Raw genomic sequence first — 24270 nt, 5'->3', positions numbered from 1 at the left:
GCCCCTTTTTACGTTCCGATCAAAGGAAGCTGACGGATGCAAAATTCCACTGTCTACGCACGTCTGCACAATCGTCGGTTTGTGGTCGCCAACAACGCTCAAGGGCTGTCCGGGACCGGCACCGTGTTTCATTACCTGGTCGACGGTGACACGATTTCGAGCACTTATCAGGGGGGCCGGATTTGCCTGGGCACTCAAGTCGGACGGGTGACCGGTCCAGATACCATCGAGCTGCTGTATCAGTGCCTGACCCTGGAAGGGGAACTGCTTGCTGGCTGGTCACGTGGCACGGTAGGCGTGGATCACGCAGGGCGCACGATGTTGAGTTTCGTCTGGGGCTGGCTATCGGGTGCGACAGGAGGCGGAGAGTCTAGCTACTTCGAGATCACTGCTTAAAGAGCCCGTAGTTCAGGGCTAGGCTGCACCGCATTTACTGTAGGAGCGAGCTTGCTCGCGAAAAACCTGAGAACGCCACCTGGCAACAATCTTTGCGCGTTACGCCCTCGCCAGCAAGCGCGCTCCTACGACGCTATGCGCCCACGTCTGCTGAAGCAATGCAGTTCAACGACCGGTCTACCATCACCTTGGCCATTTCAACCAGATAGCGGGCTGCCTGCCGGGAATCGAGTAACTGCTCAGCGCAGTGAAGCAGATCGGAGGCGTAGGCCAAGGCATCCTCGAAGCTGAGTTCAGGATGGGTGATGAAAAAAGGATGCGGTGGATCGGGAAGTAACTATTCGCTCCAACTTTAGAAAAAAGAACTGGTAGCATTGCGGCCTCTATTTACAGCGGCTCGAATTTAATTGCCACAGGCCCAGGCTATCAGCATATGACCAAGGGCGGTTTAGGACCACGGACAAATGCCAGCCGTAAGCTTCTTGTCGCGAAGCTCGGCCGCACTTTGACGGGGATGCATACCCTGGGGCGCTGCAAATCAGAATCATGCCAAACTCGACACCTTAGCGTGGCGATTTATGTGTTGGTTTAACAGCAGACCTATGCCGCTTAAGATGATGAAACTCAGTGCCAGGGTAATTTGCAAGTTGTTGGTGCTGAGGTTGACTAGGGCACTGATCAATCCGCCTGAGATAAAAATTAGAGTATTGCCTGCCGAGGCCGAGGCACCAGCGTTATCCGGGAATAGCTCCATAGCTTTGGACGTGGCTGCAGGCCGCGTTATGGTAGTGCCTGCTGTACAGATAATCATTGGGACCAGCATGGTGAAGACGGACAGGCCAAATTGGCTCCGTAATAGAAGCATCACTAACCCCGCAACGAAAATCAGTAATAGTCCTATAACAATTTGTGTACCCGCCTCCAGATGCTTATTCATTACGCCTGCAAGGACACCGCCAGTCACATAGGCTGCTCCGTACAATAACAGCGTCTGAGAAAACTCATAGCTGCTTAGTTGCAACTGCTCCATGAATATTAGGGGCGATATGACGATGAATGAGAAATGGCAAGCAAAAACAATTGCAGCGATTAGCCAGTAGGCCACGAAACTGAAGTTACTGCAGATTCGCCGGTAGGCTCTCAAGATACTGATACGCGGCCCCGTGTTATTGATAGGCAGGTTTTCCAGCGATACCAGAGCCTTCACGAATACCAAAGCGGCAATCACTGCGAAGACATAGAAACTACCTTGCCAATCCATCAGCTCCTGCAACAAGCTTCCGGCCAGGGGGGAGACCGAAATGAAGATTCCACTGGCCGTTACCATGAGAATTCGTAAACGATCCCGCTCTTTGCCGATAAATAGATCCTGAACCAATGCCTGGGACAGTACGAAACAGCCACACCCTACTGCCTGGATCACACGGAATAGCAAAAAATACTCATAGTTCGTGGCCCATACGCAACCCAAGGCGCCAGCCATGGATACTGCCATGCCAGCCAGTAACAACGTTTTACGGCCGAGTATGTCCGACAAAGGGCCAATCAGTAGCTGAGATAACGAGATACCGATGGCAAAGAAGCTGATCGACAAGGCGATCTCGGACGTTGTGGTGCTGAAGTGCTGCGATAACGAAGGAAACGAAGGCAGAAGCACGTCCACCGGAAACACGCCCAGCATGACCATCGCCATCAGTAGTACGGTGGCACCGACTTTCCTGGCCTTGACAACGGAATGATCCTTTATTTCAAGCATCAATGAGTCCTGATTGGCTGAATAATTCCCGATGAGCTTGCAACTCAAAGAAACCGGCGCGCGTCATCGCTTGAAGCGTGCCCATGGCAATAGAGCGTGCTCGCTGTGTGCGTACATCCAGTGCCTGTAGTGCTTGGACTATCCTGGTGGCTTCGAACACAGGGATGCCGACGCTCGTTAGGCTAGCGCTCAACCAAGGCTCGTCCACTTCAGCAAAGATAAAAATAATTTTAATCAATAGGCTCGCGGAGTGTTCTTGCTGGACAAGGGATAACTTCGACCATAGGTAATGGAAAACTTCGGAAAAATAGCGGCTATGTCGGGCTTCATCTTCCAGATGCTCTCGAAACATCTGATATACCGTGGAGATTAGCGTGTCACCGGTTATGCTCAATAACTCCTTGGCGATGATAGTTTCAGAGACAAAGCCGAAAAAAAACCAAGCCAGTGGACGATGTTCGTCCAAAGTCGCGTCCATCAACTCGAGTAGCAGAGTGATACGTTTAGGTGGATCCTCCCAGGTTGGCATGTCATAAAAATGCGCCACCTGTTCCGCGATCTTAAAGGAGAAAAGGGCGTGATAACCCTCGTCAGTGTAAAGCTGCAAGGCTGTAAGTTTCATCGCTTGAGGCAAATTAATTCCCAGCTCTTCATGAATCAGGGTCTCAACCGAGCGGTTAACGATCTTATGCTCCAGGATCGTCGTATATCGGAGAAAATAGACTAGATGATTCGCAGCCAATCGATGCTGGATATGCTCACCCGACTTCTGGATAGTGTTGTCGTTGAAGTATGGAATAAAGGCTGGAGGAAACCATTTCCTGGTCTGTAATTGCAGAAGAATCTCCGCATCAGCTGGAAGCAAGAAGGTACTATTCTTACTGCGTACGGCCGAACGGTTGTCCCAATCACCCAGTGTATATTGGCGGATCTCGTTAGATGCAAAGACGAATGTATTTGTAACTGACATTATTACCCTCGCTCTCGACTCTCTATCAAGGCCCTGAGTTCCTTGCATTGCACCTGCCCATCGCCATAACCGCCGCCTACGAAGAACAGCGGTTGTTCTGCAGACTCTTCCAAGCCTAATAACAGCTCAACTCGCTCATCACTCAACGCGCCAGTCAACCAGGTAGCCAACCCTAGCGCAGTTGCAACGAGCTGAAAGGTTTGAGAGATATGTCCGGCTTCGACGTAAGCCATGCGGTAGGCACGCGAGTGCTCGTATTTCCACCATAATTTGTCAAAACGTGACGTTATGAACAGTCCCATAGGAAGTTCGTTGATAAAGTGTTGTCCGGCGAGCAGTAATCCCAAAGGCTCGTTGGGAAGCGGGTGAACTTGCCTTAAAGCATGAAGGTCTGGGTGGTAGTAATAGATACCGGGCTCCAGCCCCAATATCCTGGCAGCATAGACGTAGCCTTCGCATGCATTCAGCCCGCCACCGGAAGGGCTGCTGCGTCTCGCCCTGAGTGTTTCAGGAATTGTGTCGTCGGCTCCGGCTTCGCGCTCTTTGAGGTAACCTAAGGACAGGTAGAGCAGTGAGCTTAAGTCGTCCAGAGTAACGGCCTGGTCTGAAAACGAACGCGACGTTTTTCGGTCGAGCAGAGTGGTTGTAAGGGGGCTAGTTTGCTTTTCCGAATTGGGTGCCGGTAGCGAGATCAACCCCTCATGGGAGTGCTTGGCAAAACGGTCTATCGGTGCAGGGGTATCAAGGACTTGTTCACAGTGATCTAAGTATAGAGAAGCCCACTCGTGAATGTCGTTCGGTAGTTGTTCGATGGGCAGATTTTTAGTCCCAATATGAAAAATTTTCGAAAGATCGTCCCACCCCCATTCATTCTGCGGGGATATATCTGTGAGTAACAGTCCGGCGGCGAGAAATGCCGCATCCATTTCGCTTGTACTATCGAATCTAGAAGGGTCTTCAACAAGCTGTATAAAACGAGTGGAATAAGCTAAGTCAAGTTCAAACTGAGTGTGATTTTTGTAATCCCAAATGACGATGAACGGTGTGCGAGCCAGCATGAAAACATTCGGATTTATTAGCATTTTTTAACTCTGCGCCAGGTTAATGATGAGACTGGGTAGCCGGCACTCCCCAGCTCATCAACTACTCAGCTCAGCAATCAGCGGGATTTGGCCGCTGCGAGGCAAGCCAAGTTAGCGATTTTTTTCGATTCCAGAGAAATAGATTTCATAGGTATTACTCCTAATTTTGAGTGAGTGTCACTTTTCTAAGTGACGTTGAAAGGCTAGCCCAAAAGAAAATTAAGTAAAATTAAAAAACCAAGATCAAATGTAAGACATCGTTTCTGGCATGTAGGAGATTACCGATTATCTATATTTTGCCGTGGCCGATGAGCACATCAACCTGCTCTGCCATGGCGCAAAAGTGAAGGGTCAGAAACGGAGAATCCCACCATATGCAATCCTCGGTGAGGTAGGCCTCACGTTAACTGCGCTGCTCACGCTGGCCGTAACGCTACAGCTGTGAAAGAAATCCCATGAGCGGTTCATCCATGTTCTTGTCGATGCAACCTAAGGCGTGTGAGTTTTTCGCGAGCAAGAGCTAGGCGCCCCCCTCGCTCCTACAAAAAGCCTTAACTGAACTGGCATTAGGGCAAGCCCCTCCCACAGTTTGATCTTCATTGGTTTTGAGACAGGGGGTGGCTCAGGTCCACCAGTAGCGCACGAGGTGGAAGAAAATCGGCGCTGCAAAGCATACCGAGTCCAGCCTATCCAGCATGCCGCCGTGCCCTTCGATCATGTGTCCCCAGTCTTTAACCCCGCGATCGCGCTTGATCGCCGACATCACAATCCCGCCGGCAAAGCCCAGCAGGTTGATCAGCAGCGCGATCAGGAACGACTGCCAGGGATTGAACGGCGTGGTCCACCACAGCGCTGCACCGATCAGCGATGACAGCAGGATGCCGCCGACAAAACCTTCCACGGTTTTCGACGGCGAGAGGTTGGGCGCGATCTTGTGTTTGCCGAACAGCTTGCCGCACACGTACTGCAGCACGTCGGACAGTTGCACCACGATCACCAGGTAGGCAATCAGCAGCAGGTTGCGGCCTTCATAGCCGGGGATGTCCAGCGTCAGCAGCGCCGGGACGAACGACACGCAGAACACCGCGATCATCAGGCCCCATTGCACCTTCGATGCGCGCTCAAGGAAGTGGGTACTGTCGCCGCCCAGGGAGGCGAGGATCGGCAGCAGCAGGAATACGTAGACCGGGATGAAGATCGAGAACAGTCCGTACCAATCGGCGTAGATCAGCACGTACTGCAGCGGCAGGGCCAGGTAGAACGCCGCTACCAGGGCCGGGTAGTCGCTGCGCCGGGTCGGCGTGAGGGTGAGGAATTCGCGCAGGGCGTAGAACGACACCGCGTAGAACAGCAGGATCACCGCGCCGGTGCCGAGCCAGAAGGCAATACCGATGACGACCACCATCACCCACCAGGCGTTGATGCGCGCGTTGAGGTTGTCGATCACCGCATTGGGGTTGCCACCGGTGCGCAGCTTGAGGATCAGGCCGATCAGCGAGGCGGTGACCAGAATCGCGCCGATCCCGCCGAATAACATCAGGGTTTGGCTATCCATCTCAGGAGTGCTCCGGGGCGAGGGCGAGCAGGGCGTCGCGAGTGCGGGCAAGGAACGCGGTTTTGTCTTCGCCTTCTTCCAATTGCAGAGGCGCGCCGAAGCTGGTTGTGCATAACAGCGGCAATGGCAGGACACGCCCCTTGGGCATCACGCGGTTGAGGTTGGCTATCCACACCGGGATCAACTCGGCCTGTGGGTAACTGTTTGCCAAGTGATACAAGCCGCTTTTGAACGGCAGCAGGCCGTCTTCCAGATTGCGCGTACCTTCAGGAAAGATGATCAGCGAGTCGCCGCCTTCCAGGGCTGCGAGCATTGGCTGCAGCGGGTTATCCACAGGGTCTTTGCGCTCGCGATCAATCAGTACGCCGTTGAATACGCGGTTGATGATGTAGCGGCGCAGCGCGCTTTTATTCCAGTAGTCGCTGCCAGCCACAGGGCGGGTGAATTTGCGCAGGTTCTGCGGCAGCGACGCCCATACCAGCACGAAGTCGCCGTGGCTGCTGTGATTGGCGAAATAAATGCGTTGCACCGGCACCGGCGCGCAACCCAGCCACAGGCTGCGAGCGCCCGTGACGGTGCGGGCCATGGAGGTAATCAGTGTGGCGACCACGGGTTCGAACATGGGAACTCCTTATCCGGCGAAAGGTAACCAAGGGCTGGCAAGTATCACGCCCAGGGTCAGCAGCACTTGCGCGCCAAGCAGCCAGGCCTGTTTGCGCAGCAATTTGAGTGCACCACGACGGCGTTCGGTCCAGGGCCTGCCGGCGCGCTCGGCCGATTGCAGGCCAAGGGTTTGCAGGGCTTGGTCAAGGTCGGCGGTGCGCTGGGTGTCGCGGGCCAGCAGGGCGAACAAATCGGCGTCGAACGCGACGCGCAGCGCCCAGTATTTCTGTAGAAGCCCCAGGATGATCATCCACAAGGCCAGCAGCAGGCAGATCGTCGAAACGCTCGCCATCAGCAACTGGGCCAGGCCGAATAGCAAACCGATCACTGTCAGGCCTGTGGATAACTGGTCCAGCGAACGGCCACGCCGCAGCAGGCTGGCAACCACATGCAGTTCCATGTCAGCGGGCATGGGACAACCCCTCCAAAGCCAAGCGATGTGCAGGATGCAGAACCACACGGGTGCGTGCTGTACGAATAATAGCCAGCGCCTGATCGATCGTCGCCGCGCGCCCGCTGTGCAACAGCCAGGCAGCGATGGCCGTGGCACTGCGCGAGTAGCCCAGTGCGCAGCACACCAGCAGCGGCCCGTCCGAGCGCAAGCGTTCGATGGCCTGGGCGGCTTGCAGGCATTCGGCGGAGGTTGGCGCAATCAGGTCCAGAACGGGGATGCATTGGTAGCGCCGGCCTTGTGGATCAATCGGCAGTTCGGCGCAGAGATCGACGATGGCCTGGAATGGCTGTTGCTCGCCGGCCGCTGGAATCCGGCCCAGCCAGACGTTATCCACAATCGGTTCAGGCTGTGGATGGCCACGTGTCCACAGCCGCGAATTGATCCAGGCAGCCGCCAGATAAGGCGCATACAGCCAACGCGCGGCTGGGGTCAGCTGGCCATCGCTGCGTTTCTGAAAGCCCTCGGCACCCAGCAGCCAGTAGTTGGTCGCGACCAAACCCAGCGATACTGCCGGCCACAGCAGCCATAACCCCCAACCGCCCAAGGCCAGCGCGAGCAGCATCAGCGCCAGCGCGCCAAGGGCGTAGCGCGCACCCAGCCAACCGCGTTTAGGGTCGCGTGTCAGTCGGGCATTGCGCAGCGGGTTGGGGTGTTCCAGCGGCCATAGCCACACGCACAACCAGCCGGCGAGGGCGCCTGTGGGTAAGTCGATAAAGTGATGTTGATAAGTGGTCAGTACGGAAATACCGATCAGTGCAAACCAGCCGTGCACCGCCCAGCGCCAGAAACCCTGGGTATGTCGCTGGTACATGACCCACAGGATCACCAGCAGCGCGATATGCAGTGAAGGCGCCTGGTTGAAGGGTTTGTCGAAGCCCGCCAGCACCGCAAACAACCAGCCGAACACGCCATCCAGTTCCGGTCGTTCGAAGGTGAAGCGCAGCGGCCAGACCAGGAAGCAACTGACGGCAACCACCTGGGCCGTCAGCAGGCGCAGGGCGTGCTGCCTGAGTTCATGGCGGGTGCTCGGCAGCAACAGGGAGAAACCGTAGAGCAGGTCGATGGACCAATAAGGCACGATAGTCCAGGCCCAGAACGGCATGTGGGTTTCCCAGCCGAACACCAGCGTGCCCACATCGCTGCGCTGGGTGGTGACCCAGGTGGCGAGGCCGTAGGTGCTGAAAAACAGCGGTGCCAACAGCAGCAGCCAAAGAAGCGCTGGTTTGAATAAGCCGGGTTCGCGCATGCTCAGATCTTCTGCGCCAGGGACACGGTGAAAATGCCCCATTCATCCACACGCTGAGTGATCTTGCGAAAGCCCGCAGCCTCCACCAATTGGTCCATTTCCGCTTGGCTGCGCCGACGCATCACCCAGGCCTGGCCCTGGCGGTGGCTGGTCAAGGCGCGGGCGATCAGTTCCAGCTGCGGGTGCCACGGTTGGCCGGTATAGACCAGATAACCGCCGGGCTCCACCGCTTCGGCGAGGCCCGCCAACGAACCGCCGACCATCGCGTTATCGGCAAACAACTCATATAACCCGGACACCACCGCCAACGTCGGCTTGGGCGCCAGCGCCGCCAGGCTCGCCCGGTCAAACGCATCGCCTTTGATGAACTGGGCAATGTCTCCCAGGCCTTTTTCACGGATCAGCGCACTGCCGTCGCGCACGTTGATGTCGCTGTAGTCGCGCAGCAGGATCGATTCCGGCAGCGGCGCTACACCCTGCAACGCTTCCAGGATGTAACGCCCGTGGCCGGCGGCGATATCGACGATACGCACGTCGCGCTCGTCCGCACGCAACCGGGCCATGGCCAGGCGCAGCAGCTCTTCGACATTCAGCTTGCGTTGACGAATACCGCGCCAGCCGATGGAGTTCAGGTAGTTGGTGTCGATCATCCGCCCCAGCGCGCCTTTGCCGGTGGGCGTGTTGCGGTACACGTAATCCAGGGTGCTGCCGGAATCGAAGCCGGTGTCGAAACCCAGTTTCACCCCGTCCGACAGGTTCTTGCCCAGGCCCATGCTGGCGCGCGTCATGCGCCAGTACAGATCGCGCAGGGAATTGCGCGGCAGCGGTGCGGCGAGGGCTTCGGATTCGGCGCAGGTGGCGCCCAGTTTGTCGGCGTCCAGCAGGCTGGCGCGGTCCAGCGGTTGCGTGAAGTTTTGCAGGATAAAGCGCCTGGCGCTGTTGACGGCCGTGGCGCGGTCACGTTCACCGAGGGTGTCGTGGAAGAAACCGGGCAGCACATGCAGCTCTTTTTTCAGGCTGCCCAGACGCTCGAAAAACTGCTGCTGGGGTTTGCGGTGCACCACGAAGTCGGAGCCGGAGATCAGCAATTGGGTCGGCACATGAATGGCCTGGGCGTCGGCTACAACCCGGTCGGCCGCTTCGTACAGGCCCAGCAGCACGTTCACCGAAATGGCCTTGGTGATCAGTGGATCGCTGTCGTAGGACGCCACACGCTGCGAGTCATGGCTGAGGAACTTGGCCTTGACGTAGCTGTTGACGAAAAAGTTGCCGCGAAACTTGCGCATCAGTGCCAGGCCCGGGCGGGCGAAAGGCACGTACAGCTTGACCTTGAAGGCAGGGGAGGCGAGTACCAGGGCGCGGATCCTGGGTGCGTAGTCATGCACCCAGGTGGCCGCGATCACCGCGCCGACGCTTTGGGCGACAACGGCGAGGTTGTCCTCGTCGATACCGTAGGCGGCGCCTATGTGGTCGCAGAAGGTCTGTACGTCGCGGGCGCTGGTGGCAAAGCTGGGGCTGTCACCGCGCTCGCCGGGGGATTGGCCGTGGCCACGGGCGTCCCAGGCGAAGAAGTCAAAGTCGGGCAGGCCCAGTTCGTCCACCAGGTGCGCGATTCGACCTGAGTGCTCATGACCGCGATGGAACAACACAATGGCCTTGCGCGGCCCGGCGTCTGCCGTAGCCGGCCAGTGCCGGTAAAAAAGCTCGACGCCATCATGGGTGCTGAAGGTGTGCTGTTGCTGTTCGCGCATCGCAAAAATCCTTATGCAATCGGTGAGGTTGCTGATTGTTCCTTGAGGCCGTGGCGCACCCGGTTGACCAGGGTGTAGGCCAGCAGGGCGGCGACCAGCCACATCACCGTGTCGACCCAGCCGGCGCCGAGCCAGCCCAGCGCCACGCCAGTGGCCAGCACGCCGAGTACGAACGCCCGGTCACTCTTGCCCATCGGCCCGTCATAGCGGCGCGATGCGCCCACCATCGGCCCCAGTACGCCGGCGTATTCGCTGAATACCGCGAGCAACGTCACCAGCAGCACGGGCGCCAGGCTCACGCCGGGGATCAGCGCAAACGGCAGAATCAATGCGCTGTCGGCGATCACATCGCACAGTTCATTGAGGTAGGCGCCCAGACGTGACTGCTGGCCGAATTCCCGCGCGAGCATGCCGTCGATGGCGTTGAGGGCCATGCGCACGATCATCCACAGCGGGATCAGCGCAAACAGCCAGAGGTGCTGGGCGAAGCCGGCGATCAGCAGGCCCACCAGCACGGAAATGACGCCGGCCAGCACGGTAATCTGGTTGGCGGTGGTGCCGTTGTCATAGAGGCGTTGCACGAGGGGGCGCAGCAGGTTTTGAAAACGCGGCTTGAGCTGATAGATGGAGATCATGAGGGGCGATGCTTCCTTGTCCGTGGACCCGCGAAAAGCTGTTCTGGAGTGTGCCGATTAATTGCAGCGTGCACCAGTGATGTCGCGTGTTTATGGGGGTTTAGTCACGGTCTGGAGAAAGCGCAGATTCAAATGTGGGAGGGGGCTTGCCCCCGATAGCGGTGTGTCAGCCAAGACCTGTTTTAACAGACCCATGGCCATCGGGGGCAAGCCCCCTCCCACAAGGATCGGCGGCGTGGCCAAAAGCGAACAAAAATTTCACGCCCTGTGTTATATCGTAACGAATTATGTACAAGCGGGCGTTGAGTGGATGCAAGTGGATCTAGAAGCTGACGGCGCTTCGGTTGAAGGCCTGCCGCGCTTTCAGCAAGGGGTGTTCCATGCCCGTCGATTGAGGCAAGCCGGCATCAGCCTGACGGCCGCGGCCGTCACCGGCTGGGTATTGGCGCTGTTCGTCGCGCTGTTTGCGCCGGTATCGATCTGGCCGGTGGTGCTGATCAATTGCTCATCGGCGCTGTTGGTGCTGGTCGCCGGGCTGCAGTCGGCGTGGTGGGTCGCCGATTGGCGGGCCCAGGCGCTGGAAGAGCCGGCGGTTGATGCGCCGGTTACAGAAACCGGCCGCTACGCTCGCCTGGTTGAGCGCGTCAGCGATCAGATTGGCGCGCCGGTGTTGTGGTTGTGCGGGTGGTCATTGTTGGCGCTGATCAGCATCATCGAATTCTGGAACCTGACGCTACCCGCCGCAGCCGTCGGTCAGTCCGCCAGCATCGGCGCGGCGCTGGGGTTGGCGCTGGCGTTCGGTTTGCTGGTGTTCGAGCGGCGCCTGGCCCAGCAAACACCTGCGCAGTGGCCTGAAGCCTCAGCCCTGGCGCAGCTGTGCCGCGTGGCGCTCGGTTGCCTGTTGGTCAGCTCGATTTGCTTGCTGTTCGCCGGTGCCGAGTCGGTGTGGCCGTTGCGCCTGGCAGTGCTGATCGGCCTGCTGCCCGCGCTGGTGGCGCTGGAGTTTCTGCTGCGCGGCGTGCTGTCGCTGTTCAGCCCGCGCCAGCCGCGCCTCGAACCGCGCCTGATCGCGCAGAGCTTTGTCGCAGGCCTGCTGCGCTGGCCACCGCAACCCTTGCTGGCGTTGCAGCATGAACTGCATAACCGCTTCGGCATCGACCTGCGCCAGATTTGGGCGTTTACCTACATGCGCCGCGCGTTCCTGCCGGTGCTGCTGGTGGTGCTCGCGGTAGGCTGGGCGCTGACGGGCGTGCATGAAGTGCCTTTGCAGGGCCGTGGAATCTATGAGCGTTTCGGCAAACCGGTAGAGGTGTTCGGCCCGGGCCTGCACGCCGGGTTGCCCTGGCCGCTGGGCCGCGTGTTGAACATAGAGAACGGCGTGGTGCATGAGCTGGCGACCAGCGTCAGCGAAACGGCCGCACCCGAGTTGGCCAGCGCCGAAGGTCCGGCGCCGCTGATCGCCAACCGCCTGTGGGACGCCAGCCATGTGAATGACAAATCCCAGGTCATCGCCAGCAGCAGCGGCGACAAGCAGAGCTTCCAGATCGTCAATATGGACGTGCGGTTCGTCTATCGCATCGGCCTGACGGACCAGGCGGCGCTGGCCGCCACCTACCACAGCGCCGATGTCCCGACCCTGATTCGCAGCACCGCCAGCCGGATCCTGGTGCATGAGTTCGCCTCGCGCACCCTCGACGAATTGCTCGGCGAACAACGCACCAGCCTCGCCGACGAGATCGGTCGCAGCGTGCAAGCGGACCTGAACGCACTCGACAGTGGTGTGGAAATTCTCGCCACCGTCGTTGAAGCGATCCACCCACCGGCCGGCGCCGCCAACGCCTACCATGGCGTGCAAGCCGCGCAGATCGGCGCGCAGGCATTGATCGCGCGCGAGCGCGGCGCGGCCAGCGAGCAGACCAACCAGGCGTTGCTGCAGGCCAGCACGGCCCGCGACCAGGCCCAGGCCACCGCCCGCGAAGTGAATGCCGGTGCCCAGGCGGCTAACCTGCGCTTTGTTGCCGAACAAAAGGCCTATGCCACGGCGGGCCGAGCCTTCGTGCTGGAGCAGTACCTGGGCCAGCTCAGCCAGGGCCTGGCCCACGCCAAACTGCTTATTCTGGATCATCGCCTGGGCGCCGACAGCGCGCCGACGATCGATCTGCGTTCTTTTACCTTGCCGGCCGATCCCTCGGTGCCGCGTAAAGCCGTTCAATAAGGAGTCTGTCTGTTGAGCGCTCATTCCCACGATCACGGTCATCATCACGGCCATCACCACCATCACCATCACGGCGATGAACAGGCGGCCGGACCTTTTCCCTGGCGACGCATGGCCTGGGCGGCAGTGCTTGTGCTGTTCGCCATCGCGGCGGCGAGCCTGGTGCAGGTGCGTTCCGGCGAGGCCACGGTGATTACCCGGTTCGGCAACCCGGTGCGGGTGCTGCTGGAACCGGGCCTGGGCTGGCGCTGGCCGGCGCCGTTTGAAGCGGCGATTCCGGTGGACCTGCGCCTGCGTACCACCTCCAGCGGGTTGCAGGATGTGGGCACCCGCGATGGCTTGCGCATCATCGTGCAAGCCTACGTGGCGTGGCAGGTGCAGGGCGATACCGACAATGTGCAGCGCTTCATGCGTGCGGTGCAGAACCAGCCGGACGAAGCGGCGCGGCAGATCCGTACCTTCGTCGGCTCGGCGCTGGAGACCACGGCAGCCAGTTTTGACCTGTCCAGCCTGATCAACACCGACGCCAGCCAGGTACGCATCGCCGAGTTCGAAGCCCAACTGCGCCGGCAGATCGATCAGCAATTGCTCGCCACCTATGGCGTCCGCGTGGCCCAGGTCGGCATCGAGCGGCTGACCTTGCCGTCGGTGACGCTCACCGCCACGGTCGACCGCATGCGCGCCGAACGTGAAACCATCGCCACCGAACGCACTGCCGTGGGCAAGCGCGAGGCGGCGCAGATCCGCTCGGCGGCCGAGCGTGATGCGCGGATCGTGCAAGCCGAGGCCACGGTCAAGGCCGCTGATATCGAAGCGCAATCGCGGGTCGAGGCGGCGCAGATCTACGGACGTGCCTACGCGGGCAACCCGCAGCTGTATAACCTGCTGCGCTCGCTGGATACCCTGGGTACGGTGGTGACGCCAAGTACCAGGATCATTCTGCGTACCGATGCCGCGCCGTTCCGCGCGCTGGTGGATGGACCGAAGGATGTTCAGCCATGAGTGAGCGTGACAGCCCGGACAGCCCCTGGATCCAGGCCGGACGCCTGACGTTCCTGGCGCTGTACGCAGTCACCGTATTGGCGGCGTTGGCCTGGGCGTTTTCCAATGTGCGCCAGATCGACCCGCAGAACCGCGCCATGGTGCTGCACTTCGGCGCCCTCGACCGCATTCAGAACGCCGGGCTGCTGCTGGCATGGCCGCAACCGTTCGAGCAGGTGGTGTTGCTGCCGGCGGCGGACCGGGTGATCGAGCGTCGGGTGGAGAACCTGTTGCGTTCGGATGCGGCGGCGCAGGCGGACCGCGTGGCCAGTTTCGCCACACCCTTGAGCGATACGCTGGCCGGCTCCGGCTATCTGCTGACCGGTGATGCCGGGATCGTGCAACTGGATGTGCGAGCCTTCTACAAGGTCACCGAACCCTATGCCTTTGTATTGCAGGGCGAGCATGTGCTGCCTGCGCTGGACCGCCTGGTGACGCGCAGCGCGGTTGCCCTGGCGGCGGCGCGGGACCTGGACACTATCTTAGTGGCGCGCCCTGAATTGATCGGCACTGACAACGGCGCCGCCGAGCGCCGCGAACGGCTGCGCGGTGATTTGGTGCAAGGCATCAATCAGCGTCTGGCGCAGTTGACCGCCAGCGGCTTGGGGTTGGGTATCGAAGTGACCCGGGTCGATGTGCAATCGAGCCTGCCGGGCCCGGCGGTGAACGCGTTCAACGCGGTACTCACGGCCAGCCAGCAAGCCGACAAAGCGGTGGCCAACGCGCACACCGATGCGCAAAAGCTCACCCAGACCGCCAACCAGGAGGCTGATCGCCAAGTGCAGGTCGCCCATGCCCAGGCCAGTGAACGTCTGGCCAATGCCCAGGCGCAGACCGCCACGGTCGCCGGCCTGGCGCAAGTGAAAGACCCGGGCTTGTTGCTGCGCCTGTACCGTGAACGCTTGCCGAAGATTCTCGGCCAGGCCGGCTCGGTGACCACGGTCGATCCCAAAGACGACGCCCGTTTGATCCTCCAGGGAGCCGAGCAATGAGCGCATCCATGCTGACCACGACTGAACAGCGCAGCGCCGCCCGGCAATTGACCCTGGCCATGCTGGCCCTGGGTTTATTGCTGTTGGGCCTGGTATGGCGCTGGCTGGCGGCGGACCAGAGCGGGGTCAGCCAGTTGTTGCTCGGTGTTGCCTCGCTGCTGGTGGCCGTGCCGGTCATGCGTTCGGCCTGGTACAGCCTGCGCTACCCGAGCCTGCATGGCATCACCGACCAATTGATCGCGCTGGCGATGATGGGCGCCTGGGCCACGGGCGATCTGCTGACCGCTGCCTTGCTGCCGATCATCATGATTTTCGGGCATGTACTTGAAGAGCGCAGCGTGATCGGCTCCCAGGAAGCGATCCATGCGCTGGGCAAGCTCACCCGCAGCCATGCACGCCGGGTGCAGGCTGACGGCAGCATTGTGGAAGTGGACAACGCCACCCTGAACAGCGGTGATGTGGTCGAAGTGCGTGCCGGCGACCGCGTGCCGGCCGATGGCGTGGTGCTGTCGGGCCAGGCCAGCCTGGACACCGCGCCGATTACCGGGGAGTCGGTGCCCCTGGAGGCCAGTGTGGGCGTACAGGTGTTCGGCGGGGCGATCAATCTGGACGGCCTGCTGCGCCTTGAAGTGACGCGCACGGGCAATGAGTCGACCCTGGGCAAGGTCATTGCGCTGATGCAGAACGCCGAGCGGGCCAAGCCGCCGATCACGCGGTTACTGGAGCGCTATGCCGGTAGCTACATGGTGTTGGTACTGTTGCTGGCGGCGGTCACCTGGTTTGTCACTCATGACGCCCAGGCGATGCTTGCCGTGCTGGTGGCGGCGTGTCCCTGTGCATTGGTGTTGTCAGCGCCGGCGACCGCGATTGCCGGAATCGCGGTCGCCGCGCGCCATGGCATCCTGATTCGCAGCTCGGCGTTTCTGGAAGAGTTGGCGGACCTCACCTCGCTGGTTGTCGACAAGACCGGCACCCTGACCTTCGGTACCTTGCGTCTGCAGTCCATCCAAACCGCTTCGACCGATCGCCAGGCGTTGCTCAACCTGGCGGCCAGCCTCGGTTCGGCCAGCAGTCATCCGGTCAGCCGTGCGCTGGCGGGGTTGGCGACGCAGGAGCAACTGTTGGCGCTGAGCGATATTCGCGAGCGCCAGGGGCTCGGCGTGGTTGCGCACACGGAACAGGGCGAGGCGGCGTTGGGCCGTCCCGAACTGTTCGAGCAATTGAATATCGTCACCACCTCGGTGCCTGAGCACGACGGCCCGATTGCCGGGCTGGCGCTGAACGGGCAATTCCTGGCCTGGCTGCTGCTGGCCGACAGCGTCAAACCGGAGGCGCGCCAGGCCTTGCAGGAACTGCGCGAGCTGGGACTGGGTCGCCAACTGCTGCTCACCGGCGACCGCCAGAGCGTGGCCGACAGCCTCGCCGTAAGTGTGGGCATCAGTGAGGTTCAGGCCCAGGCGTTACCGGAAGACAAACTCAACCGGGTGCTGGGAGAGATCGGCAGCGGTTTCCGGCCGATGGTGGTGGGGGATGGGATCAACGACTCCCTTGCACTGAAAGCCGGCGTGGTCGGCGTAGCGATGGGCGCCGGCGGTGCCGATATCGCGCTGGCCTCGGCCGACGTGGTGCTGATCGGCAGCGACCTGCGCCGCCTCGGTACCTGCGTGCGCTTGAGCCGGCAGTGCCGACGCACCTTGCAGGTCAACGTGATCATCGGCCTGGGCTGGACGCTGGCCATCGTGGTGTTCGCCGCCTTCGGCTGGCTGGGCGCCGCCGGGGCCATGATTGCCGCCGTGCTGCATAACCTCAGCACCTTGCTGGTACTCGGTAACGCCGGGCGCTTGCTGCGCTTTCAGGAGCCGTTGCTGAAGCTCGACTAATAATTTTTACAAATCTTTGTACAGGGCTGTAACGCGCAAAGGGCGCCTCACTCTAGTGGTGTGTCGAGACTGGGCAATCCGTCCAGACCGACACCATCACCTGAGGACTACACAATGAATATCAAACACGCCGTTTCCGGTGCTGCCCTGGCGATCGCTGCCGCTTCCCTGTTTGCCGGCGTCGCCACCCAGGTACAGGCCGCCGATGCTCCGGTTCATTGCTACGGCGTCACTTCCTGCAAAGGCATGAACGACTGCAAAACCGCTGAAAACGCCTGCAAAGGCCAGGCGGTCTGCAAGGGCCACGGCTTCAAGGCCATGACCCAGGCCGAATGCGACAAGGCCGGTGGCAAAGTCGGCGAGTAACCGACACGCGAGTGCGACCGCAGCGGACACCGCGCCGCTGCGGACACTTCCAGGAGCGCATGATGGTCAGTTCATTCCCCTCCCTGGGTTACGGCCTGGGTTTACGCAACGAATACTATGAACAGATCCTGGCCCAATCCCCTGCAGTGGATTGGTTCGAAGTGATCTCCGAGAACTACCTGGTGCAGGGCGGCAAAGCCTTGTACTACCTGGACGCGATAGCCGAGCGCTATCCCCTGGTGATGCACGGTGTGTCCCTGTCGATCGGTGGCCCCCATGCCATCGATACCGAATACCTCAAGCACATCCAGCAGCTTGCCGCGCGCATCCAGCCGGCGTGGATTTCCGATCACCTGTGCTGGAGCCGCGGCAGCGCCCACCAGTTGCATGACCTGCTGCCCCTGCCTTACACCGAGGAAAGCCTGTACCACGTGGCCAGTCGCGTGCGTCAGGTGCAAGACGTGCTGCAACGCCCGTTGGTGCTGGAAAACGTCTCCAGCTACGTACGCTCCAAGGCAGATGAATTCACCGAGTGGCAATTTCTCAATGCGTTGACGCACCTGACCGGATGCCAACTGCTGCTCGACGTGAACAATGTGTACGTCAGCTCGCGCAACCACGGGTTCGATGCCTGGGAATTCATTCGCAACCTGCCGCCCGAAAGCATTCGCCAGCTGCACCTGGCGGGGCATGTGGATTACGGCGACTACGTGGTCGATACCCATGATCACCCGGTGTGCGACCCGGTGTGGGCGCTCTATCAGCGCACCCTGGAACATCTGGGGCCGGTGTCGACGCTGCTGGAACGCGACGATCATTTTCCGCCCTTCGAGGCGTTGCTGGCTGAATTGAGCAAGGCCCGGGAACTGGGGGCCACCGCTTTGGCCGGGGGTGCGCAATGCGCCTGATCGATTGGCAACTGGCCTTCGAGGCGCATCTGTTGTCTGAAACGTCCACCGCCGCCAGTGGCTTTTCTGCCACCCTGCTCGGCGGCCCGACGCTGGATGTAGACACGGGCCTGGCGATTTATCACAACGCTTACCTGTCGCGCTTACAGGAAGTGTTACGTCATGATTTCGCCGCCATCCGCTACTGGCTGGGTGATGAAGAGTTTGCCGCATTGAGCCAGGCGTATGTTCGGCGCTACCCGTCGGACCATTACAGCCTGCGTTGGCTGGGTGAGCGCTTTGCAGTGTTTATTCTTGAGCATCTGGTGGCCGAACAAAGTATTCCCCTGGCCGAACTGGCGCAGTTGGAATGGGCGTTCACCCTGGCCTTCGACGCGCCTGCGGGCGAGCCGCTGACCCTCGACCATATGGCGCAACTGACGCCCGAGGACTGGCCGCACTTGCGCGTATCGCTGGCGCCTTCAGTGCAACACGTGCTGTGCCGTTTCAATACAGTGGCGATCTGGCGGGCCAACAAGGATGAATCGGACTTTCCCGGCAGCCAGGCGCTGGACGTGGCACAGGTGTGCCTGGTGTGGCGTCACCGCAACCTGTGTCAGTACCGCAGCCTTGAGCCGGATGAGGCCCGAGCGCTGGCAGGCATGACGACCACCGGCTGGAACTTTTCAGAACTGTGCACCGAGTTGGCAGTCATTTATGGAGAGGGTGCGCCACTGCGAGCGGCCACGTGGTTGAAACAGTGGATCCAGGACGGGTTGCTCGAACGTCGGGCTTCATAGCAGGCAGTTATTTAATCGATAGCTTCCTACTTTATTTGGGATGGTCTACCCTCACTCCAGACGTCTGAAACAAGGGGGGGACTACTCATGCTCGCGCAACTTCCACCGGCCTTACAGAATCTTCAGCTACCGCTGCGTCTGCGACTCTGGGACGGCCATGAATTCAACCTGGGCCCTGAGCCCAGTGTGACCATTGTGGTGAAGGACCCTACGGTCGTCACACAGTTGACCCATCCCACGCTCGATTCACTGGGCGAAGCCTTCGTCGAGGGCAAGCTCGACCTGGAAGGCTCCATTGCCGAGGTGATCAGGGTATGTGACGAATTGAGTCACGCCTTGATCGACGACGACGACGGACCTCGCCCGGTGCGCTCGATCCACGACAAGGCAACCGACGCGGCGGCCATCTCGTACCACTACGACCTGTCCAACGAGTTCTATCAGCTATGGCTGGACCAGGACATGGCGTATTCCTGCGGTTATTTCGAAACCGGCAGCGAGTCCATCGACCAGGCCCAGCAAGACAAATTTCGCCACCTGTGCCGCAAATTGCGCTTGCAGCCGGGTGAATACCTGCTCGATGTAGGCTGTGGCTGGGGCGGTCTGGCGCGGTTTGCGGCGCGGGAATTCGGCGTCAAGGTGTTCGGGATTACCTTGAGCAAGGAACAACTGGCCCTGGCCAGAGAGCGGGTCAGGGCCGAAGGCCTTGAAGAGCAGGTCGACCTGCAGCTGCTCGACTATCGCGACCTGCCTCAGGATGGCCGTTTCGACAAGGTGGTGAGCGTGGGCATGTTTGAACATGTCGGCCACGCGAACCTGGCGCAATACTGCCGGATTCTGCACGGCGCCGTGCGCGAAGGCGGCCTGGTGATGAACCATGGCATTACCGCCAAGCATACCGACGGTCGTCCCGTGGGCCGTGGCGCCGGGGAGTTCATCGAGCGCTATGTCTTCCCCAATGGCGAGTTGCCGCACCTGGCGATGATGACGGCCGAAATCAGCGAAGTCGGGTTGGAAGTGGTGGATGTCGAAAGTCTGCGCCTGCACTACGCCCGCACGCTGGACCACTGGAGCGAGCGCCTGGAGGACAACCTCGAAGCGGCGGCGAAGAGGGTGCCGGAGCACGTCTTGCGTATCTGGCGCCTGTACCTGGCCGGTTGCGCCTATGCGTTTGCGCGGGGCTGGATCAACCTGCACCAGATCCTGGCGGTGAAACCCCATGCCGATGGCAGCCATGAACTGCCGTGGACGCGGGAAGATATCTACCGCTGAATGTGGGAGGGGGGCTTTTTGTAGGAGCGAGCTTGCTCGCGAAAAACTCACAGGCACCGTGTTCATTCAGAAAGCACGCGTTATCGTTGACGTTTTTCGCGAGCAAGCTCGCTCCTACAGAGGGCCTCCTGTGTGTTTAAAGAATCGGTGAGATCAAGCGTGCCACCCGCATGCCCAGCTGTTGCAGGCGCCGGGTTTCGCGGCTTTCTTCCTGGCTGACTTCATGGGCCTGGGCGAAGTCGTCCAGCAGCATCTGCTCCACCTCTTTGGCGAAGGCTTCGTCCACCGTCAGCAACATCACCTCGAAATTCAGCCGGAACGAACGGTTGTCCATATTCGCACTGCCAATGGCGCTGATTTCGCTGTCCACCAACACCACTTTTTGATGCAGGAACCCGGGGGTGTAGCGAAACACCCGCACGCCGGCGCGTACTGCTTCGATGGCATAGAGGCTGGAGGCGGCGTACACGATGCGGTGGTCGGGACGCGAGGGCAGCAGCACGCGCACATCCACGCCGCGCAGGACGGCCAGGCGCAGGGCGGCGAACACCGCTTCGTCGGGGATGAAATACGGGCTGGTGATCCACACGCGCTGGGTCGCGGCATGAATGGCCTCGACGAAAAACAGCGAGCAGGTTTCGTACGGGTCCGCCGGCCCGCTGGCGAGCAGTTGGCAGAGCACGCCGTCTTCCGGATAAGCGTCCGGCAGGATCAGCGGCGGCAATGCCCGCGCGGCCCAGAACCAGTCCTCGGCAAACGACTCCTGCAAGCACGCCACCACCGGGCCGGTGACCTGCACGTGGGTATCGCGCCACGGTGACAACGGCGGCTTTTTGCCGAGGTATTCATCGCCCACATTGTGCCCGCCGACAAACCCGGTGACGCCGTCCACCACCACGATTTTGCGATGGTTGCGAAAGTTGACCTGGAAGCGGTTCAGCCAGCCACTGCGGGTGGCGAAGGCCTTGACCTTCACCCCGGCGTCGCGCAGTGATTGTACGTAGCGATGGGGCAGGGCGTGGCTGCCGATACGGTCGTAGAGCACGTAGATATCCACGCCTTCTGCCGCTTTTGCCGTGAGTAACCGGTGCAGTTGGCGGCCGAGGTCATCGTCGTGAATGATGAAGAACTGGAACAGCACGGCGGTTTTCGCGTTGCCGATGGCCTCGAAGATGGCGCTGAAGGTGGCGTCGCCATCGACCAGCAACTGCACCTGGTTATTGGCCAGGCAGGGCATGCGGCCCAATTTGGGCATGGCGCGCAAGGACGCGTAGGCACTGGAGTTGCGTGCGGCCAGGGCTTCCTCGACCCACGGGCGCCAGTTCAGCTCGGCGATTGCCCGGTGCATTTCCTGGTTGGCCTGGCGACGCGCCTGGATGTAGGCATCGAAGGTGCTGCGCCCGAAAATCAGGTAGGGAATCAGCGTGAGATAGGGCATGAACATCAACGACAATGCCCAGGCAATCGAGCCTTGGGCGGTCCTGACGGTCAGTACCGCATGGACTGCGGCGAGGCTCCCGAAAAAATGCAGCGTGGCAATGAAGTAGGCGAGCAGGTGCGGGCCAAAAAAATCCATGAACGACATCACTCCGGGCAGTCCAGTGCGTAACAGACCATGTTCCACAGTGAATGTCGCTATTTTATTTGCCGTGCAACACTGGCGCCTTTGCGGCGTCTAACGCCCACCATTGCCCAGGAGTTACCCGATGAATGCTCGTCTGCTGTGTTTGTCCATGGTTGTTGGTTTGTCGCTGCCGGTGGCGGCGCAGGCGCAGATGTTGGCGCCGGGCTTGTGGGAATTGACCACCAGCAATATGAAAGTCGATAACCAGGACCTGCCGGACCTGTCGCTGATCCTCGGTCAGCTCAAGCAACAGATGACCCCCGAACAACGCGCCATGCTGGAAAAACAAGGCATTACCATGGCCGGTAAAGGCGTGCAGGTGTGCCTGACGCCGGCTCAGGTCGCCTCCGATTCCATCCCCCTGACCGACCCGCAATCGGGCTGCAAACAGCAAGTGACCGACAAAACCGGTAACCAGTGGAAATTCCGCTTCAGTTGCCCGAAAGCCCAGGGTACGGGGGTGGCGACGTTCCAGAGCCAGAAAGAATTCACCACCACCGTCAATGGCACCTTCAATGCCACCGGCATCCAGCAAAAGGGCAGCCTGGACACTCACGCCCAGTGGCTGGGTAACGATTGCGGCACCGTCAAACCTCGCGCCTGATCCAGCCGGGCATTGCCAATCAACACCCGGCTCCTGCTTCAGAACTCGTTTTGCAGGGCCTTGTAACCGCGCACCAGGTCGACATTGGTGCGCGCCACGTCTTCGGAAAACTCCGAGGCGCTGACACTCACCGGCGGGAATTGCGACAGGTCGGTAGTGGGCCCGATGCGGGTGGTGGAGGGGACATAGAAGGCTGCGGGCAGGTCGCGCCCGTCCACCACCGAGTTGTGCCGCACCACGCAGCCGTCGCCCACGGCACAGTTGAACAGCACGCTGTTGAAGCCAATGAACACGCGGTCGCCGACGGTGCAGGGGCCATGCACGATGGAGCGGTGCGCAATCGAGGTGAACTCGCCGATGGTCACGGCGGCGCCGGACTTGGAGTGGATCACCACGCCGTCCTGGATATTGGAATTGGCACCGATGGTAATGGGGTCCATGGCGCCGCTGGCGTCGACTTCGTCGGCGCGGATCACGGCGTAGGGGCCCACAAACACGTTTTCGCCGATGATGACCTTGCCGCAGATGATCGCGGTTTTGTCGACATAGGCCGATTCGGCTATTACCGGCAGATCGCCGGAAGGGTTCTTGCGAATCATGGTTTGCCCAGCGCGGCGCACAAGGTGTTGAGGTTGTACTCGAACAGCCCGGTAAAGGTGCTGGCCGGGCCTTCTGCGGCCAGGGCATCGGAGTACAGCGTGCCGCCGATCTGCGCGCCGCTTTCGTCGGCAATTTGCTTGAGCAGGCGTGAGTCCTTGATGTTTTCCATGAACACGGCCTTGACCTTGTCCTTGCGGATCTGGGTGATCAACGCGGCCACTTCGGCGGCCGACGGTTCGCGCTCGGTGGACAGGCCTTGGGGCGCGAGGAACTGGATACCGTAGGCCTGGCCCAGGTAACCGAAGGCGTCATGGGAAGTGACAATACGGCGGTTACCCGCAGGCAGCGCGCCGAACCTGGTCTTGGCTTCGGCCAGCAGGCGGTAGATGTCTTTCAGGTAGGCCTGGCTGTTGCGCATATAGTCCGCCTGGTTGGCAGGGTCGGCGGCCACCAGCGCCTTGGTGATGTTGTTGACATAGATCTCGGCATTGGCCAGGTTGTGCCAGGCGTGCGGGTCGGGAATGGTCTCGCCGTCCTCGTCCATGGTGTGGGAGATCACCCCCTTGCTGGCGGTGACCACCGTGGCCCGGGTTTCGGTGCTGGTCACCAGACGGTCCAACCAGGGCTCGAAGCCCAGGCCGTTCTTGATGATGAGCCTGGCCTTGAGTAGCGCCTTGGCGTCGTCCGGCGTGGGCTCGTAGGTGTGGGCGTCGGCGTCCGGGCCGACCATGTTGCTGATCTGGATGTGATCGCCACCAATCTGATGGGTGATGTCACCGAGGATACTGAAGCTGGTGACCACCTGGAGTTTGTCGGCGGCCTGGGCCATCGACAGCGGCAGCAGCAGGCTGAACAGCACGAGTAGAGCGCGCATCGGAAAACACCTCATTGGGATGACAGCAAGGGCGGGCGGCGCAGCAAGCCGTGCACCGGACCAAAGACCACGGACAGCAAATACCCGCCGCCCGCCACCAGCACGATGGCCGGGCCGCTGGGCAGTGAGTAATAGAACGACAACAGCAGACCCAGCCATACCGACAGGCATCCCAGCATTGCCGATACCGCGATCAATACCGGCAGGCGCCGGCTCCAGAAGCGTGAAGCGATGGCCGGCAGCATCATCAAACCCACCACCATCAAGGCGCCAATGGCCTGGAACCCGATCACCAGGTTCAGCACTACCAGGGTCAGGAACAGTCCGTGGGCGAGCGGGCCCAGGCGGCTGACGGTTTGCAGGAACAGCGGGTCGAGGGTATCGAGCAACAGCGGTTTGTAGATCAGCGCCATGGCAATCAGGCTGAAGCCGGTCACCCACAGCATGCCGGTAAGGGTGGTTTCATCCACGGCCAGCGCGGAGCCGAACAGCAGGTGCAGCAGGTCCAGGCGCTTGCCGGCGATGCCAAGAATCAACACGCCGGCGGCGAGGGAGATGGGGTAGATGGCGGCGAGGCTGGCGTCTTCGCGCAGGCCGGTGCGGCGGG

The 24270-nt window shown here is 60.7% G+C and carries 24 protein-coding genes; 10 read left to right on the top strand and 14 right to left on the bottom strand.

The features are described from left to right. Window positions 1-36: 36 nt before the first annotated feature. Entirely contained in the window at window positions 37-396 is a 360-nt protein-coding gene (locus BFP89_RS17490) for a hypothetical protein (protein WP_065886688.1), read from the top strand. Window positions 397-529: 133 nt separating this feature from the next. On the opposite strand, the gene BFP89_RS27655 is transcribed toward BFP89_RS17490, so the two are convergent. The 10 genes from BFP89_RS27655 to BFP89_RS17445 all read right to left on the bottom strand — a co-directional run bounded on the left by BFP89_RS27655 (window position 530) and on the right by BFP89_RS17445 (window position 10508). Further along, on the bottom strand, window positions 530-703 hold the full coding sequence (locus BFP89_RS27655; protein ID WP_083208096.1) for a DUF3077 domain-containing protein: 174 nt from the start codon (window positions 701-703) through the stop codon (window positions 530-532). Window positions 704-940: 237 nt separating this feature from the next. After that, entirely contained in the window at window positions 941-2152 is a 1212-nt protein-coding gene (locus BFP89_RS17485) for a multidrug effflux MFS transporter (protein ID WP_065886687.1), read from the bottom strand. Then, on the bottom strand, window positions 2145-3122 hold the full coding sequence (locus tag BFP89_RS17480) for a diiron oxygenase (protein WP_065886686.1): 978 nt from the start codon (window positions 3120-3122) through the stop codon (window positions 2145-2147). The genes BFP89_RS17485 and BFP89_RS17480 overlap by 8 nt, the downstream gene beginning before the upstream one ends. A gap of 2 nt (window positions 3123-3124) precedes the next feature. Beyond that, a complete protein-coding gene (locus BFP89_RS17475; protein WP_057726031.1) occupies window positions 3125-4204 on the bottom strand; it encodes a SagB/ThcOx family dehydrogenase in 1080 nt (359 codons plus the stop codon). Between the two features lie 622 nt (window positions 4205-4826). Further along, window positions 4827-5759 (bottom strand): phosphatidate cytidylyltransferase, encoded by a 933-nt coding sequence (locus BFP89_RS17470; protein WP_065886685.1) that lies wholly within the window; start codon window positions 5757-5759, stop codon window positions 4827-4829. 1 nt (window position 5760) lies between these two features. Then, the gene (locus BFP89_RS17465; RefSeq protein ID WP_065886684.1) at window positions 5761-6381 is read right to left on the bottom strand and encodes a lysophospholipid acyltransferase family protein; all 621 of its coding nucleotides are present in this window, start codon (window positions 6379-6381) and stop codon (window positions 5761-5763) included. A 9-nt stretch (window positions 6382-6390) separates the two neighbouring features. After that, window positions 6391-6834, bottom strand: a complete 444-nt coding sequence (locus tag BFP89_RS17460) for a hypothetical protein (RefSeq protein ID WP_065886683.1) — start codon at window positions 6832-6834, stop codon at window positions 6391-6393. After that, window positions 6824-8122: a phosphatase PAP2/dual specificity phosphatase family protein gene (locus tag BFP89_RS17455; protein ID WP_065886682.1), complete on the bottom strand. Its 1299-nt coding sequence runs from the start codon at window positions 8120-8122 to the stop codon at window positions 6824-6826. Before BFP89_RS17455 ends, BFP89_RS17460 begins: the two co-directional genes overlap by 11 nt. A 2-nt stretch (window positions 8123-8124) precedes the next feature. Next, window positions 8125-9873, bottom strand: coding sequence for a bifunctional alpha/beta hydrolase/class I SAM-dependent methyltransferase (locus BFP89_RS17450; protein WP_065886681.1), 1749 nt, complete (start codon window positions 9871-9873; stop codon window positions 8125-8127). Between the two features lie 11 nt (window positions 9874-9884). Beyond that, entirely contained in the window at window positions 9885-10508 is a 624-nt protein-coding gene (locus BFP89_RS17445; RefSeq protein ID WP_065886680.1) for a CDP-alcohol phosphatidyltransferase family protein, read from the bottom strand. A gap of 310 nt (window positions 10509-10818) precedes the next feature. On the opposite strand from BFP89_RS17445, the gene hflK (BFP89_RS17440) reads away from it, so the two are divergent. From hflK (BFP89_RS17440) to cfaB, 8 genes are all read left to right on the top strand, one after another. After that, entirely contained in the window at window positions 10819-12723 is a 1905-nt protein-coding gene (gene hflK / locus BFP89_RS17440) for a protease modulator HflK (RefSeq protein WP_065886803.1), read from the top strand. Between the two features lie 12 nt (window positions 12724-12735). After that, a complete protein-coding gene (gene hflC, locus BFP89_RS17435; RefSeq protein ID WP_065886679.1) occupies window positions 12736-13725 on the top strand; it encodes a protease modulator HflC in 990 nt (329 codons plus the stop codon). Then, window positions 13722-14756, top strand: coding sequence for a protease modulator HflK (gene hflK / locus BFP89_RS17430; protein WP_065886678.1), 1035 nt, complete (start codon window positions 13722-13724; stop codon window positions 14754-14756). The genes hflC and hflK (BFP89_RS17430) overlap by 4 nt, the downstream gene beginning before the upstream one ends. Then, a complete protein-coding gene (locus BFP89_RS17425) occupies window positions 14753-16636 on the top strand; it encodes a cation-translocating P-type ATPase (RefSeq protein WP_065886677.1) in 1884 nt (627 codons plus the stop codon). Before hflK (BFP89_RS17430) ends, BFP89_RS17425 begins: the two co-directional genes overlap by 4 nt. A gap of 114 nt (window positions 16637-16750) precedes the next feature. Beyond that, a complete protein-coding gene (locus BFP89_RS17420; protein WP_065886676.1) occupies window positions 16751-17002 on the top strand; it encodes a BufA2 family periplasmic bufferin-type metallophore in 252 nt (83 codons plus the stop codon). A 62-nt stretch (window positions 17003-17064) separates the two neighbouring features. Beyond that, window positions 17065-17910 carry an MNIO family bufferin maturase gene (locus BFP89_RS17415; protein ID WP_065886675.1) on the top strand — a complete coding sequence of 282 codons (846 nt, stop codon included), beginning with the start codon at window positions 17065-17067 and terminating at the stop codon, window positions 17908-17910. Further along, window positions 17901-18689, top strand: coding sequence for an HvfC/BufC N-terminal domain-containing protein (locus BFP89_RS17410; protein WP_065886674.1), 789 nt, complete (start codon window positions 17901-17903; stop codon window positions 18687-18689). Before BFP89_RS17415 ends, BFP89_RS17410 begins: the two co-directional genes overlap by 10 nt. Window positions 18690-18776: 87 nt before the next feature. Continuing rightward, entirely contained in the window at window positions 18777-19961 is a 1185-nt protein-coding gene (gene cfaB / locus BFP89_RS17405; RefSeq protein ID WP_065886673.1) for a C17 cyclopropane fatty acid synthase CfaB, read from the top strand. A gap of 136 nt (window positions 19962-20097) precedes the next feature. Here the strand turns inward: cfaB and cls are convergent, their stop codons facing one another. Next, on the bottom strand, window positions 20098-21537 hold the full coding sequence (cls, locus tag BFP89_RS17400; RefSeq protein ID WP_065886802.1) for a cardiolipin synthase: 1440 nt from the start codon (window positions 21535-21537) through the stop codon (window positions 20098-20100). 130 nt (window positions 21538-21667) lie between these two features. On the opposite strand from cls, the gene BFP89_RS17395 reads away from it, so the two are divergent. Then, complete coding sequence (locus tag BFP89_RS17395) at window positions 21668-22189, top strand: DUF3617 domain-containing protein (RefSeq protein WP_065886672.1); 522 nt, start codon at window positions 21668-21670, stop codon at window positions 22187-22189. 38 nt (window positions 22190-22227) lie between these two features. Here the strand turns inward: BFP89_RS17395 and BFP89_RS17390 are convergent, their stop codons facing one another. The 3 genes from BFP89_RS17390 to BFP89_RS17380 all read right to left on the bottom strand — a co-directional run. Further along, window positions 22228-22788 carry a gamma carbonic anhydrase family protein gene (locus BFP89_RS17390; protein ID WP_065886671.1) on the bottom strand — a complete coding sequence of 187 codons (561 nt, stop codon included), beginning with the start codon at window positions 22786-22788 and terminating at the stop codon, window positions 22228-22230. Beyond that, entirely contained in the window at window positions 22785-23663 is an 879-nt protein-coding gene (locus BFP89_RS17385; RefSeq protein WP_065886670.1) for a metal ABC transporter substrate-binding protein, read from the bottom strand. The genes BFP89_RS17390 and BFP89_RS17385 overlap by 4 nt, the downstream gene beginning before the upstream one ends. Before the next feature lie 11 nt (window positions 23664-23674). Then, window positions 23675-24270, bottom strand: a 596-nt coding sequence (locus BFP89_RS17380) for a metal ABC transporter permease (RefSeq protein ID WP_065886669.1), incomplete at its 5' end; no start/stop codon positions are given.

The organism is Pseudomonas sp. 31 R 17, assembly GCF_900004915.1.
Lineage (GTDB): Bacteria > Pseudomonadota > Gammaproteobacteria > Pseudomonadales > Pseudomonadaceae > Aquipseudomonas > Aquipseudomonas orientalis_A.
This window is presented reverse-complemented; position numbering and strand designations above follow the sequence as displayed.

Coding starts and splice junctions, on each gene's coding strand:
- BFP89_RS17490 (WP_065886688.1), top strand. CDS start 37: ATGCAAAATTCCACTGTCTACGCACGTCTGCACAATCGTCGGTTTGTG.
- BFP89_RS17485 (WP_065886687.1), bottom strand. CDS start 2,152: ATGCTTGAAATAAAGGATCATTCCGTTGTCAAGGCCAGGAAAGTCGGT.
- BFP89_RS17480 (WP_065886686.1), bottom strand. CDS start 3,122: ATGTCAGTTACAAATACATTCGTCTTTGCATCTAACGAGATCCGCCAA.
- BFP89_RS17475 (WP_057726031.1), bottom strand. CDS start 4,204: ATGCTAATAAATCCGAATGTTTTCATGCTGGCTCGCACACCGTTCATC.
- BFP89_RS17470 (WP_065886685.1), bottom strand. CDS start 5,759: ATGGATAGCCAAACCCTGATGTTATTCGGCGGGATCGGCGCGATTCTG.
- BFP89_RS17465 (WP_065886684.1), bottom strand. CDS start 6,381: ATGTTCGAACCCGTGGTCGCCACACTGATTACCTCCATGGCCCGCACC.
- BFP89_RS17460 (WP_065886683.1), bottom strand. CDS start 6,834: ATGCCCGCTGACATGGAACTGCATGTGGTTGCCAGCCTGCTGCGGCGT.
- BFP89_RS17455 (WP_065886682.1), bottom strand. CDS start 8,122: ATGCGCGAACCCGGCTTATTCAAACCAGCGCTTCTTTGGCTGCTGCTG.
- BFP89_RS17450 (WP_065886681.1), bottom strand. CDS start 9,873: ATGCGCGAACAGCAACAGCACACCTTCAGCACCCATGATGGCGTCGAG.
- BFP89_RS17445 (WP_065886680.1), bottom strand. CDS start 10,508: ATGATCTCCATCTATCAGCTCAAGCCGCGTTTTCAAAACCTGCTGCGC.
- hflK (WP_065886803.1), top strand. CDS start 10,819: ATGCAAGTGGATCTAGAAGCTGACGGCGCTTCGGTTGAAGGCCTGCCG.
- hflK (WP_065886678.1), top strand. CDS start 13,722: ATGAGTGAGCGTGACAGCCCGGACAGCCCCTGGATCCAGGCCGGACGC.
- BFP89_RS17425 (WP_065886677.1), top strand. CDS start 14,753: ATGAGCGCATCCATGCTGACCACGACTGAACAGCGCAGCGCCGCCCGG.
- BFP89_RS17420 (WP_065886676.1), top strand. CDS start 16,751: ATGAATATCAAACACGCCGTTTCCGGTGCTGCCCTGGCGATCGCTGCC.
- BFP89_RS17415 (WP_065886675.1), top strand. CDS start 17,065: ATGGTCAGTTCATTCCCCTCCCTGGGTTACGGCCTGGGTTTACGCAAC.
- BFP89_RS17410 (WP_065886674.1), top strand. CDS start 17,901: ATGCGCCTGATCGATTGGCAACTGGCCTTCGAGGCGCATCTGTTGTCT.
- cfaB (WP_065886673.1), top strand. CDS start 18,777: ATGCTCGCGCAACTTCCACCGGCCTTACAGAATCTTCAGCTACCGCTG.
- cls (WP_065886802.1), bottom strand. CDS start 21,537: ATGGATTTTTTTGGCCCGCACCTGCTCGCCTACTTCATTGCCACGCTG.
- BFP89_RS17395 (WP_065886672.1), top strand. CDS start 21,668: ATGAATGCTCGTCTGCTGTGTTTGTCCATGGTTGTTGGTTTGTCGCTG.
- BFP89_RS17390 (WP_065886671.1), bottom strand. CDS start 22,788: ATGATTCGCAAGAACCCTTCCGGCGATCTGCCGGTAATAGCCGAATCG.
- BFP89_RS17385 (WP_065886670.1), bottom strand. CDS start 23,663: ATGCGCGCTCTACTCGTGCTGTTCAGCCTGCTGCTGCCGCTGTCGATG.